Raw genomic sequence first — 12,913 nt, forward strand, 5'->3', positions numbered from 1 at the left:
TTGACTTAGCCTACCCTCGACCCTCGCTTCCAAGGCAGCATCGGAAAGCCACGCATGAGCTACGACTACCTCCACAAGCCCGAGCCCTGCACATCCTGGTCTGCCGTGCAGCTTCGCGTGGTCGGGATCACCTACCGCGAGGCTAACGGCCAGGGGCTGGACGCCGCAGCCTGCGTTGAGCGGACACTCGCGGCATATTTGGCGGCCGGCAGCGCGCGCTAGGGCACCACGCGAGCGGTGCTCTACATATCATCGGTCATGGTTGAGCCCCCTGTCATCTTCGCTACCAGAGTCCCAACGACGCCGAGAGAAGGGCGGCGATGGGCTTTGCCGCTCGGATCACGAGTGCAGATGCTGCGTTAAGACCCCACCGCCTCTCGCTCATCGATGTCGTTGATGGGGCCGAGCGCGGTGAGACCAGCCGTGCTGGGCCGGCTCATCATGGCTCACTGGACACCAACGGTGGTCCGGTGAACTCGAACCCTGCCCGGGTGCCGTTCACCCAGCGGCGCCGTGCAACATAGGTCGCACCGTCCTCCATATTCAGAACTGCAACCGCCGAAAGGGGGATAGGCTCAGCAACATCTATCTGAGCTCCCCCTTCGGACAGGTCGATGACGGTGCAGTCGAAGGAACCTGCACCCGACAGGAGCTGTGCGCGCAAGTGGACTTGGTAACGCGGCCACCGACGCCTCTCCTCATAGCTCGGGGCATGTTGCGAACCTGTGCTCGCCGATCCGACGAGCGCTTCCTGCTTGCTAATTTCCTGCTCGAACACAACCGCTAGGCGAGCACGCATTTCGATCCCCGCTACGTCGTCGCCTTCCATCGGCGCCTCAGCAAGGACCCTCGCCAACTGCCACCGTAGTGTCCGCAGAAGTTCTGCTGGAGCTTGGGCTGGGTCGCTGCCAGCGAGCAGCCTCTTCAGTGCTTCGGCGGTCGCCTGCGAAAGGGTATCGTCGTCCGGTGGATTTAGCCCATCTTGCATGACTTCCTTCCCATGCCCGTGATCGCGGGTCCCGAACGCAGAGGAACTAAGCCGGTTTTTTGTCGGCAACGGTTGAAACCTTTTGTGATCCCTCAGCTCTTAAAATGGCCTGTAACTGTGCACAGTGTTCCAACTGGCAGCATGAAACATTAACAAAAGGTCAGATCGCCCGATGGCCGCAGATCAAGCTGATAGCGACGAAGCAGCCGCAAGGCGCAACGAACCTGATCCAACCTTGTTCGTAGTAGCCGCGCACGACCTTGCTTTATTTGCTCGCCAGAACAACCTCAGCAAGGCTGACGGACTGCTCACTGAGCTTCTCGCGGTACTGTACGCGAGGAAGGGGTAGCCGAGCTACTGCGCGCCTTACGGCTTCTTCATCAAGGATCCCTTTCGCACTGACGGGCACATGGCAGAGCCTCCAATCGCCCCGCCGCTTCTTGATCAGCCGGCGTGAGGGAACGGCGGTGATGTCATTCTCGATCAGACCAGCGCGCATACCCCATCCCACCCTGCCCCCATTCCCGGCGATGAACTCGACGCCGGCACCCGCCTGAGCGACCGGGCAGAGCGGTCCTCCCCCCACCCGGCCCGGCCGCCTCTCCGAAACGAGGAGCAGTGAGGGTCGCCAAGCTAACCGATTGCTGACTATCGCAGACCAGGTGTTCCAATGATGACTGGGCCAGGCCTGCCCTTGAGGCAGTCCTCCGTAACCCGCGCCCTGACAAGCGCGCTGTCTACGCTCAGGTCGCCGAGGGGTCCGTACACCCTGTCCTCTGCTTCAGCGCCTTTCATCTGACATGCGTAGAGCCGGTCCTCAGGCGTGGCAGCGACGGCTTGGCCGGATGAGCTCGAACTCTGCGTGCACGCCGCAAGTGATAGCCCAATAGCTGGGAGCAGACCGGCAAGCTTGACGACCCTGGACATCACACGGCTCCTTGTCACGCTTCGGTTGGTGTCACGACCCGCCTGAGTTGCGCCACCTTTCTCGATTATCCTTGAGCTCGTTGTCCAGCATCCCGGCGCGGCGGCCTTGCTCGTCAGCCAAACCTGCGACATGGGCCGCTGCTTCTGTGGAAGCAGCTTCCATGGCCGCCTCGAGGCCTGTTGCCCCGCCTGTGTCGATCTCAGGTTCTAGCAGCCCATCACCATAGCCCGCCTCTACGATCTCCCAGCGCCACGGCTCGTCCCACGCACCCTCTAACGGATTAGGGAACACGCGCAGCAACAAAGGAGGCTCCCCTTCTTTTATCGGAAGGATCCTGGTCCAGACGTAATCGGCTGTTGCCGTCCAGCCTGGCGGCACCACGCCTGCCTGGGTCATTCTTAAGCCGCATGCTCCATAAGCCGCGCTCCAGTTCATACCGGCTCCACCCAGGAAGCTCCCGAGCGTGCAGGCACTGCTCCTCAGCCTCGCCCCAACCCAATGCCGTGCTCCGGCATCAACTGGACACCGTCCCTGCGGCCTTCAGCCGGAGAAAGCATCCCTCCACCATAACCGTATTCGCGAAACAATAAGAAGTGGTCGGCCGGCTGCAGCCTAAGGTCGGCCAGGCCGTTACGATTAACGATCATACCGAGTGGTCATGCTGAACGGGAGGGCAATCAGTGGGATCGATGATTTTTACCAGCTTCATCGGTAGTGGTGCGTTGCTCGCCCTGGTATTCGTCTTACAGCTGCTGCTGAGCTAACAAGGGGTGATGGCCTTGTCTTCGGCTATGGCTTCTCGAGTGTAAATCCCTCTTTGAGCGTTACCCGGTAGCGGCCAACCTTACCGTTCACCACCTCATCCCGAGCCTGAACCCCCTCGGAGCATCTGATGTTCCGCACCGCGGTGCCGGCTCTTCTAATTGCGGCATCGATTGCGTCTGAGACGCTCTCTTCAGAGGTGCCGACTAGCTCCAAGAGCCTATAGACATGATCTTCCATAACCGGGTGCCTTCTGCCTTATTGCGGATCCCGGCACAGCTCCCGCTTCATAGCTCGATCTTCCTCAGCCTCACCCCAGCGCCACCTTCGTCAGCCAGATCGACTTCTAAACCTCCGGCTGGTCCTAGCGCCGGGTCGGGTCAATTAGGAAACCTAGGACGACGTTTGCGCCTGCGGACTTTAGTCATCCGCTGGAGCATCTCAGTCGCATAATGCTGAGCAAGAGCAGATCTCGTAGGATCAGCGAAGGCCCCAAGAGTAGAAGCTGCATCGGATGCATTCGCCACGAATACAAGCACCGACACAACCTCCTCTACATCCTCCTTCGGCAACCGCGCTGCGATAGTGGCAACTACTAACTCCAGAACCTGAAGCCGTATCGCGAATGCGTCTTTATGTTGGTCGAGCTCTTCAGACGACACGGCGATGGACACGGTATTTACTTCCACGTGGCTGATTTCACAATCTGCGGTTGCATGACCTTTGTGCGCAATCGAAATTACCGTGATCGGGGGCAGCATACTCTTGGCCGCGATCAATGTTCCTCGTTGCTGCTTCGAGATGCGCGGCACGCTGTGGAAGCGGCAGTTCCCCGCGCTCTGCGGCGGTCCCTTGCCCGGTGACATCCCGCGGCATCCCATTGATGCTGCAGACGATCTATTAGAGGGATGCCAACAATGAGAGCCCGGCCCTTGAGAAAAGGAGACCGGGTGCGGGTACGCGCAGCCGAGGGCCCGCCCGACACGCTGAAAGAAGTGATTGTCGACTACAGCGAAGGCCGCACCGACCTAAGGACGAGCCTCCGGATGGTTCGCCTTGGCTAGAAAGACCTCATCACAGTTGTCACCACACACTATTATAGACCTGCACGATGCCACCGGGCCAACCACGCCCCGCTAAACCTTGAAAGTTGCTATGCCCGCGCAAATTGATGAGAACCACGTTATCCGCTTCTCGTCAGGGTACACGTTGAAGGCCGTGTCCGGGGTCGTCGGCGTTTCCGAAAGGCTGGAGAGTTCGAGGGCCGCGACGGACAACTCTGGCCCGAGTAAAAAGAGCAGCAGATCCATACATCGCACAGCGCCGAGGACACGGGCGAGTTGGCAGAGCCGATGATCCAGTGGTGGTCCCGGTTCCGCGCCGCCCTGTCTCCGTCCATATAAGCCCGGTCCCTGGCTGACCGCCTGACGCGAGGCAGACCGTACTTCGCAGGCACACCCCCAACCCGAGCAAATGGAACCCGTATGCGGCGCACCCTCCTGGCGGCGGCCTTTCTGGCCTGCATTCCCGCCGCAAACTACTTGATAGGTCACGTGGGCACTGTCTGCATGCCGGCTGGCCCCTGTCTCATTCCGGTCTTCCCGGGCGTCATGGCGCCCTCTGGTGTTCTGCTGATCGGTGCCGCCCTCGCTCTGCGCGATGCGCTCCAGGAAGCCGCGGGGCGAGGCATGGTCCTCGGCTGTATCCTGGCGGGAGCGACCTTGTCCCTCGGCTTGTCCCCTGCCCTCGCTACCGCCTCAGCCGCGGCCTTCCTCCTTTCCGAACTGCTGGATTTTGCTGTCTATGACCGGCTGCGGTCGCGGTCGCTGCCCTGGGCGGTGTTGGCCTCGGGACTGGCAGGCTCTCTGGCCGACAGCTTGCTCTTCAGCGTCCTCGCGTTCGGCTCGGCGAAGTGGGCGCCGGGGCTAATCCTTGCCAAGCTCTACGCTTCAGCCGGGTTTGCTGCTTGGCTGACGGTGCGCCGCCGCAGCATTCCCAATTAAAGCTCGGGACAAAACCTGCACTGAGGCGTTGAGGAGGGATGGCGCTCCTCGTTTCTGACGACCTCTGGTGACCAGCCCCCACGAAGGGGTCCAGGCGATTTTTCAAGGCAGCATGGCTGCGGCGTGTCCTGAGCTGGTGGAGGAATGGCCTGCGGGAGATGGAAAACGTGATGTCAGAAGTACCTCTGGCGCGGGCGGCTGGTAGCGCAGCGAGGAGTGCGGACGAACGGTGTTGTAGTGCCGTCGCCATTGTTCGAAGAGAACCTTGCCTCGGGGAGAGTGTTGAACACCTCGGCATCAAGCAGTTCGTCCCGGAGCTTGCCGTCAAGCTTTCCACGTAGCTGTTCTCCCAGGGGCTGCCGGGCTCGATGAACGCCGTCCTGGCACCCACCCGCATGACCAGGCATTCGCCGGTATATTCGTCGACCACGTTCAACATCCGGAACTTGAACCCCTCCCGGATGTGGTCCTCCACGAGGTTATAGGAACAGACGTGGTTCGGCCGCTCTGGCCGCAGACGCATGCAGGAGCCGTCAGCCAGCCATAGCCGCCAGCGCTTGGGCGGACGGGCGGGCACCTTCAGCCCTTCGCGACGCCAGGTACGCTCCACCCTCTTGTGATTGCACCGCCAGCCCTGGGCCCTGAGTAGCGCCGTGATCCGCCGATACCCGTAGCGCTCGTACTGCCGAGCCAGGACAATGATGCTCCCGGTCAGCGCGTCCAATGCAGTGCGTTGAACCATCGTCGGCCTGCATCGGCGCCCTCCGCTGCGTCGAGCGGTGCTGCCTCAGCACCTTGCAGGCAAACTGCTCCGAGATGTCCAGTGCCTTTGTGACGTGCTCGACACAGGTCCGACGACGAGCGGCGCTTACCAGTTTCCCGACGCAGCTTCCTTGAGCACCAGCTTCTCGATCGTCAAATCTGCGACCGCTTTGCGGAGCCGCCCGTTATCCTGCTTGAGGCGCTTCACCTGGCCTAGCTTCGGCCGCCGTACTCACTGCGCCAACGGCAGTAGCTCTGCTCGGACGTCACGATCGTGCGCACCGCCTCAGCGGCCGTCTTTCCCTACGCCAGCAGCACCTCGACCTACCGCAGCTTGGCAGCGATCTCTTCTGGCTTGTGGTGCTTCCTTGCCATCCCCACACCCTCCACGGTTCCGCCGGGCTCACTCCATCGGCGGACCGCTTCTACGGGGGAAGGTCAGATGCGCCCGCATGACGGAGGTGATTCGTCGCGCGATCCAGCTATAACAAGAGCGCCTAAGGACCCTGGCCCGGCGCTCCGGTGTCAGCCCCACCACGGTCCAGAAATGGCGCAAGAGGGCCACGGCGGCCGATGCTCCGATGGGGCCAAAGGAGCCCCGCTCGACCGTCCTGACACCCGAGCAGGAGGCGATCATCATCGCCTTCCATCGACACACCCTGCTGCCGCTGGACGACCGCCTCTACGCCCTCCAGCCCGTTTAACGCATGCGTTCAACCTCGCATCTGACGCGCTCGCCCCTGCACCGCCGCCCAGAGCGGCACTCTGCAGCCACAGCGGTTCCACCACCACCAGAGGTCGTCAGAAACGAGGAGCGCCATCCCTCCTCAACGCCTACACGCAGGTTTTGTCCTGAGCTTTAAGTCAGCCGAAGACGAAGTCGCTCTCGTTGAGCGAGGACAGCGAGATACCAGCCAACGTTACCATGTCAGTTCCAGACAGGCTGATGACGACATTGTTGCCTTCCTGTCGGCCAGCGGCCATTACCTGCTGGAAGGTTGCGAACGTGCCGGGCCGGAACTGCAACACGTCGTCATCCGTCCCCACTTGTCCGAAGCCGTAAATCAGGTCGCGACCCGATGTAGCCTCGAAGATGTGCACGTCGCGGCCCCCTTCGCCGTAGAGCGCGTCGTCTCCCTCTCCACCGAGGATGAAGTCATCCCCATTCCCGCCGACGAGGATGTCGTTGCCCAGGCCGCCGAAGATGGTATCCGTCCCCGCATCACCGCGCAGATGGTCATCGCCCAGTTCGCCATGGAGTGCGTCGTTATCGGCTCCGCCAAAAGCCAGGTCGTTTCCGTCACCACCAACGAGAGTATCGACACCCGCATCACCGACGAGAACATCGTTGCCGCCATCACCGCGCAGGTGATCGGAACCGTCCCCGCCGTACAAGGTATCGACATCATCTCCGCCGAGAGCGAAGTCGTTGCCCGCCTCGCCGAGAACGATGTCGCGACCGGCCTCACCGTAAAGTTCGTCCGCATCAGCGCCGCCGAAGGCAAGGTCGTCGCCAGATCCGCCGACGAGGGTGTCAACACCTGTATCGCCAATGAGGAAGTCGTTGCCGTCATCACCACGAAGATGGTCGTTGCCAGCCTCGCCGTAGAACGCATCGGCGTTGTCGCCGCCGAAAGCAAGATCGTTGCCCTCACCCCCTACGAGAATGTCGGCGCCGGCATCGCCGACAAGCACGTCGTTGCCAGCATCCCCGCGCAGGTGATCGTTACCCACCTCGCCGTAGATGGTGTCTCTCCCATTTCCGCCGAAGGCGAGGTCGTCGCCGGTTCCGCCCAGCAGGAGGTCGGTACCACCGAGGCCGATCAGCACGTCGTTACCATCAAGCCCAAGCAGGATATCGCGGCCGTCCTGCCCCACCACGGTGTCGTCCATCGCAGCGCCGAACTGCAGGACTGGCAGCACCGTGTCGGCATGGAAAAAAAGGTTCTGGATCCGCTCATCGGCAGCCGGCGTGGTATCGGCATTGGCGAAGGCGGCATCGGCCGTGCTGTGCTCGACCTTGAGATACTCGGCCAGCGCATCTTGCTCGCTGCCCTTCGCGGCGAAGGTTGCGGCTCCCTCGGCGAGGGCGGCATTGTTCAGTAGGTCAATTCGGCTGTCGGCGTAAAGCCCGATCGGGTAGCCGTCGCCCCCGTCGGCCAGGAAGCTCAACGTCACCATCTTGATGGCGCGGCCTGGATCACCCACCAGGGCACCATTCTGCAACACCGTATCAATTACGGCACCATCATCGTTCAAGATGACGAGGTTCTGCACCCGCGCTCCAGCGCGCTGCACCGTGCCGTCCGCGTTCAGGATCTGGGAGGTCGCAGTCGGGTCGTAGCTGAAGGCGACGCCACCGACTTGGCCGAAGGACCCGGGCGTCGCGCCTGGTCCGACACCCGCGACCGCGTGCTCGAAGATCCGGGCCATCTCGGCCGCCGTGACGCTGACGATCGAGAGGGCGTTGTTGAAACGCAGCGAGTTCTCGATGTCGAGCTGGCTGACCGCACCCTCGGGCTTACCGGCCGGGGGGTTGGCTTGGGGCGGCAACTCGCCCGCCTCGGCACCGAGCCCGATCGAGCCGATTTCGGCCCGAATGCCGCCGCCGTTCTTGATCGAGACTGTCACGCCCGCATCGACCTGCCTCGCCACGAAGAGGTTCGCGTCGGCCGTCAGATCCCCAAGGTTCGTCTCCTCGGTACGGATTTCGCCGCGCCGCCCCTCAAGGTACACGTCGGTGTAGCCGAGCAGGTTGCCGTCCTTCTGGTTGATCACGGCGGTTACGGCATCTGTGAGCGCGCGCACCTCGCCGCCCCGCGTCCCGGCGGCATAGGCGTCCTCGGAACCCCAGAGGGTGGCGACGGTCGCGTCGGTTGTGGCATAGGCGCCGGAGATCGCGGGATCGACGCTGGAGGGAATGATGTTGCCGTCGGCGTCGAAGGTGACCACCAGTCGGCCGACATAGGAGTACTCGTTGCCTGTGTTCACCACCGCCGTCGACTTGCCGTCCGCGCCGGTGACGAAGACAGGGTAACTCTGTGCCGCCGCATCGCCCGGCTGCAACACGTCGTTGCCATCGGCGAAGACCGCGTGGCTGCCGCCGGCGATAATGACGTCCACGCCGCTGAGCTTGGTCGCGAGGCTTAGCTCCAGCTGGTACTGCTGCAAGTGGCTGAGCAGCACCACCTTGTTAATGCCCTGAGCGGTCATCTGGTCGACATAGGGCTGCAGGATCGCAGCCAGTTCGGTGGTATTGTCCACCCCGCCGTCGCCCTGCGGGTCGAGCACCCGCACGCCGCCGACCGAGGAGATGGAGGCGAGAATCTGGGTTGTAAGGCCCAGCACCCCGATCGTCTGGCCGTTCTCCACGATTGTGGTCCAGGGCGAAATCTGCTGGTCGGCGGCCTCCGCGGTCAGCGCCGCGCCGCTGGCTAGGTCGGCAGCCGTGGTGGCATAGCTGGCCGAATCGCGCAGCGTGGACGTCACCAGTGTCCGCAGCGACGACTCACCGTCGAAGTCTAGGTTCGCCGAGAGATAGGGAAACATCGCCCCGATCGAGGTGAACGAGGCCGCAGTGGTGCCCGTACCCTTGGTGAAGTCGATCGCCGCGGCCATCGCCGCCGGGCCGAAGTCGAACTCGTGGTTGCCGAAGACGCTTGCCTGCACGCCCAGGGCGTTCATGATCGCGATATCGACGTTCGCAGGGTTCAGGGCGAGCCCGGCGAAGTCGCTGGCGGGCACGCCCAGCAGCCAAGCATAGAGGTCCTGGAGCTCGTTCTTCACGCTCGGATCGGTGCCGGCGGCATTAAAGGGGCTCGGGATGTAGTTGTCGCCCGAGGAGAGGGTGATGCTGTTCGCGACGCTGTCCTCGAGCTTGTCCACGATGGCCGCGAAGCGGCCCGCCCGCGTCGTCGCTGCAAGCCCCGCCTCGAAATCGGAGCCGTGCAGGATCTGCAGCGTGAAGTTGCCGCCGGTTTCCGCCAAGGCATGCGCGGTGGTGACGCCGGATCCTTCGGCGGGCGAGAGCAGCAGCGGCCCGCCGATCCCGGCCGGCGCGTCCTCGGCCGCGACGAAGTGGATCACCTCCGGGGCGTCGTCCGTCGCGACAATCCCTGCATAGGTGACGTCGATCGGCGAGTTGATGGCGAAAGACATGACGGAGTCCGCCCGCTCCAGCGCCACGAAGGCGTAGAGCTGGCCGTTCACCGTGCCTAGCGTGACGCTCTCCGGCTCCGGCCCCTTGTCGTCGGAGCGGGTGTCGTCGAACAGGTCCGGCCGGTTCTGCAGCAGCATGCGCTCGATCAAGTCGCCGGAGTCGTAGGTCTGCACCAGGCCGCTGTTTGTTACCTCCCAGATCGAGAAGCTTCGACCGCCGAGGGCGTGCAGCACGTCGATGTCGCCGTCGCCGTCGGTGTCGCCGTCCACCTTGGAGACCTGGAGGCGTCCGAGAGCGCCAGCAGCCTTCATCGCCGCGACGCCGGCCGCGCCGCCGAAGCTCGCCTCGTCCAGGGTCAGCGTACTGACGCGGGCGACATCGCTGTAGCTTCCCCACTCGGAGGCATCGCCTTCGTTGGCCGTGACAAGATAGGTACGCCCGCCAGACTCGAAGGCAGCGATGCCGTCCGGCATGTAAAGGCCGCGCAGGTTTGCGTTGGCAATGTTGGCGCCGCCATCCCGATCCGACGGGTCTAGCCCCTGGCCGGGAAGCGAGTAGTCCTTCGTGCCCAGGGCGAAGATGTTGGTATAGGTCAACGTGCCGAGGTCGAGCACCGCAACCGCGTTGTTCTCTTGCAGGGTGACATAGGCCTTGGTGCCGTCAGCGGAAACGGCGATGTATTCCGGCTCTAGGTCCGTCGCGGCCGTAACGCCCGGCACGCCGTTAATCCGCACGCCACTGGCCCGCAGTACCTCGGTGTCGAAGCCCTCGAAGCCGATGAAGGTACTTGCGCCTGTCGCTACGTCGATGACCGCCACCCCGCCGATGGGGTCGCCCGAGGGATTCACGCCGTAGTTCGCGTTCGGCTCTCCCTCGATGGCGACGAGCAGGCGACTGCCGTCCGGCGTGAAGGTCACCATATCGGGTACCGCACCGACCTCCACCTGACGGATCGCCGCGGCGGCGCTGCCATCGGCAGCCATGCGATAGAAGGCGACCAAGCCGTTGCTACCGGGTGTCGGACCGTCGTAGGCGACGGCGATCACATCGTCATGGATCCCCACGCTGTTGCCCGTGCCGAGAGAGCCGAGATCAGCCCGAGGGAGGCTGAAGCGCAGCGCACCGTCAGCCGCGGCCAGTGCGTCTACCCCGGTTGGGCCGAGCACCAGCACGAGTTCGGTCCGAAGATCATAGGCAATGACCTCCGCGCTACCAGCAGGGGTGTCAGTGCTGTCTCGTGTCCAGAGGAGGTTACCGTTGATGGTGGTCATGGTGATTGCGCTTCCCTGTGGTGCAGCACGGGCTGTCTCAGCAGGTCAGGCATTACCGGGCGTTAACCATCTAGACGTGCATACTTTTATGACATTAGTCGATCATGGCGGCGTGGCACGTCGGAGCCTGACTGTTGCAAGCGCTCGCGCCTCGCGATGCGGTCCTGAATGTGAGCGCACCTCGCCATAGGCCAGCGGCTCCTGCCGCACCGCGCATGATCAAGGAGGCGAGTTTCCTGGAACGGTCAAAGCCAGCTGCGCGGCGGGGTGGCAACACTGCAGGTGGGTCTGTGACACGAAGCGGCATTCACCCGATGCCTTGCGGGTGATGAACACATGCCCGAAGCAACGAGCCAGAAGCGAGGACGTTGGCTGCATGGCCATGTCCGCCCAGGACGACCTTTATGCGAAAGCACGGCCTTGCGCTCGTGCTTGCCCTCAGCCCAATTACGGGGCCGGCCCTCGCCCCCCCCCCGCGCCGCAGCCAAATGTGTCCACCGCTCTGAGGCCCAATGCCCCGAGCGGCGTGACTTCCGAGCAGGGTGCGGGCGCTCCAGGCGCTGCCGCCTCTCCGCTCGTGCCCGTCACGTCCGCCGGTCCTCCGGACCGGCAGGCTGATGCCCCAGGCACGCAGGATCCGTCACATCGACGCCGGTGTAAAAGGCTCCAACTCACCGGTCGTGTGTTGGAACCGACGTCATTGGCGATGAAGTGCATTATGGTAACGGCTTCGGCTTCCAAGTCGCCGATCGTGGCAAGCGGGTCTGCGGCGCTCATCCATGCAACGGGCAAGCAGGGCACGAGCACGGGCCCAGCTAGGTTGGGTCTGACACACCATCGTTGCTAACCTCCGGCAGCAGAGCCGATGATGATTTTACCACTCTCCGCCGGCGCGCAACGATGAGCAGGGCATCTGCTGATGCAGATCGATCGAAGATCGACCATCCTGTGGAGCACCGATGCGCAGCATAGCGCGCTAGCCTCCTCGGATGAGGTCGTTGGCAACACCTCCCGCCCCGGTCCTGCCGGCCACTAACCGTCCGCCCCAGGCAGCGGCCGCGAACGCCGCCATAGCCTTCCGTCACCCGGTCTGGCCGATCGACCAGGGCAACGCCGGCAGGGCGCCGCCCGCAGTTCTTGCAGCCCGGCCGGGTGCTGATCCTGTAGAGATCCGTCTCCGGGCGATGCTGCGCCACCAGTAGGGCTATCGGCTAGTCCACGTGGTAGCCGCATCCGCATTAGATCATCAGCCACCAGCCGATGTGCTCGCGCGCAGGTGCGGTGGGACGGCCCTTAGGCTTTGGCATCGCCTCCCCGTGGCACTCGTCCCGTCACCTCGGCCACGGCGCGAGCCTGCGCGAGCAGCAAGCGGCGGCCCTCCTGGTCCAGGCCATCCCAGATCGTGGCCAGTTCCGCGCGGCCCGGCGCATCCCGCACCGGCTCCGGTAAGGTGGGGCGGAGTGTCAGCACGGCGCTCCTCCGTCCGCGGGCGGCTCAAAGAGGTCTGGCTGCCGGTCGGCACGTGCCTGCCGATCGCGCAGGGCTAGGGCCGGGCCCCAGAGCCAGTCGCCCTCCTCCATCGCAAGCGAGGCGATCATGTCGAGGACCGCGCGCGTGGAGCCCTGCCGCGCGCCGCCGGCCGCTACATAGGCCGCGACCGCGCGCTCGAGGCAGGCGGCGGCGTCCCGCCCCTGGCCAGCAGCCTCGCGGTAGGTGATCCCGACCGCGCGGAGCTGCGCGGCTGGCCAGGATGTGCAGGGCTCAGGTCTGTAGAGGTGGTCGTAGCTCATGCTTGACTTCCTGCAGCTGCCCAGGAGTGGGGCGACGGAGGTTAGGCCAAACAAGAACGATTCGGGAACACCGGACAGTGGCACTCGCGTCCTGCCCCTAGCGTCCAAACTGTCGGCATAAATTACACATTCGGATCGTTCCTATTGGAAGACAGCCTATCCCATTGATTAGTCGGAACGTTTTGAATTGGCACGAAGAATGCTCTGTTAGTGCCCAGGACGCAACGAAGCGCCCGACACCTCGCCGCCT

Annotated in this window: 9 protein-coding genes and 2 pseudogenes; 3 read left to right on the plus strand and 8 right to left on the minus strand. The window is 63.6% G+C overall.

Going from position 1 to position 12,913, the window contains the following annotated elements; genetic code table 11:
• Window positions 1-54: 54 nt before the first annotated feature.
• Window positions 55-222 carry a hypothetical protein gene (locus tag D9599_RS28885; RefSeq protein WP_198384797.1) on the plus strand — a complete coding sequence of 56 codons (168 nt, stop codon included), beginning with the start codon at window positions 55-57 and terminating at the stop codon, window positions 220-222.
• A 217-nt stretch (window positions 223-439) separates the two neighbouring features.
• On the opposite strand, the gene D9599_RS28890 is transcribed toward D9599_RS28885, so the two are convergent.
• The 4 genes from D9599_RS28890 to D9599_RS28905 all read right to left on the minus strand — a co-directional run bounded on the left by D9599_RS28890 (window position 440) and on the right by D9599_RS28905 (window position 3,544).
• Window positions 440-829 (minus strand): PilZ domain-containing protein, encoded by a 390-nt coding sequence (locus D9599_RS28890; RefSeq protein ID WP_198384798.1) that lies wholly within the window; start codon window positions 827-829, stop codon window positions 440-442.
• A gap of 1,117 nt (window positions 830-1,946) precedes the next feature.
• Window positions 1,947-2,312, minus strand: a complete 366-nt coding sequence (locus D9599_RS28895) for a hypothetical protein (RefSeq protein ID WP_198384799.1) — start codon at window positions 2,310-2,312, stop codon at window positions 1,947-1,949.
• 393 nt (window positions 2,313-2,705) lie between these two features.
• Window positions 2,706-2,918 (minus strand): dodecin, encoded by a 213-nt coding sequence (locus tag D9599_RS32605; RefSeq protein WP_198384800.1) that lies wholly within the window; start codon window positions 2,916-2,918, stop codon window positions 2,706-2,708.
• 140 nt (window positions 2,919-3,058) lie between these two features.
• Window positions 3,059-3,544 (minus strand): hypothetical protein, encoded by a 486-nt coding sequence (locus D9599_RS28905; protein WP_198384801.1) that lies wholly within the window; start codon window positions 3,542-3,544, stop codon window positions 3,059-3,061.
• A gap of 618 nt (window positions 3,545-4,162) precedes the next feature.
• Here D9599_RS28905 and D9599_RS28910 point away from each other — a divergent pair.
• Window positions 4,163-4,681 carry a VUT family protein gene (locus D9599_RS28910; protein ID WP_198384802.1) on the plus strand — a complete coding sequence of 173 codons (519 nt, stop codon included), beginning with the start codon at window positions 4,163-4,165 and terminating at the stop codon, window positions 4,679-4,681.
• 102 nt (window positions 4,682-4,783) lie between these two features.
• Here the strand turns inward: D9599_RS28910 and D9599_RS28915 are convergent.
• A pseudogene (locus D9599_RS28915) lies at window positions 4,784-5,761 on the minus strand (integrase core domain-containing protein).
• Between the two features lie 134 nt (window positions 5,762-5,895).
• Between D9599_RS28915 and D9599_RS28920 the strand changes: the two are divergent.
• A pseudogene (locus D9599_RS28920) lies at window positions 5,896-6,207 on the plus strand (IS481 family transposase); the annotation flags it as partial.
• A 100-nt stretch (window positions 6,208-6,307) separates the two neighbouring features.
• On the opposite strand, the gene D9599_RS28925 reads toward D9599_RS28920, so the two are convergent.
• The 3 genes from D9599_RS28925 to D9599_RS28935 form a co-directional block, all read right to left on the minus strand.
• On the minus strand, window positions 6,308-10,873 hold the full coding sequence (locus D9599_RS28925; protein WP_198384803.1) for a choice-of-anchor I family protein: 4,566 nt from the start codon (window positions 10,871-10,873) through the stop codon (window positions 6,308-6,310).
• Window positions 10,874-12,166: 1,293 nt separating this feature from the next.
• Complete coding sequence (locus tag D9599_RS28930; protein WP_198384804.1) at window positions 12,167-12,343, minus strand: hypothetical protein; 177 nt, start codon at window positions 12,341-12,343, stop codon at window positions 12,167-12,169.
• Entirely contained in the window at window positions 12,337-12,663 is a 327-nt protein-coding gene (locus D9599_RS28935) for a hypothetical protein (protein ID WP_198384805.1), read from the minus strand. The genes D9599_RS28930 and D9599_RS28935 overlap by 7 nt, the downstream gene beginning before the upstream one ends.
• Window positions 12,664-12,913 lie beyond the last annotated feature (250 nt).

Source organism: Roseomonas sp. KE2513 (genome assembly GCF_016107305.1).
GTDB lineage: Bacteria > Pseudomonadota > Alphaproteobacteria > Acetobacterales > Acetobacteraceae > Roseomonas.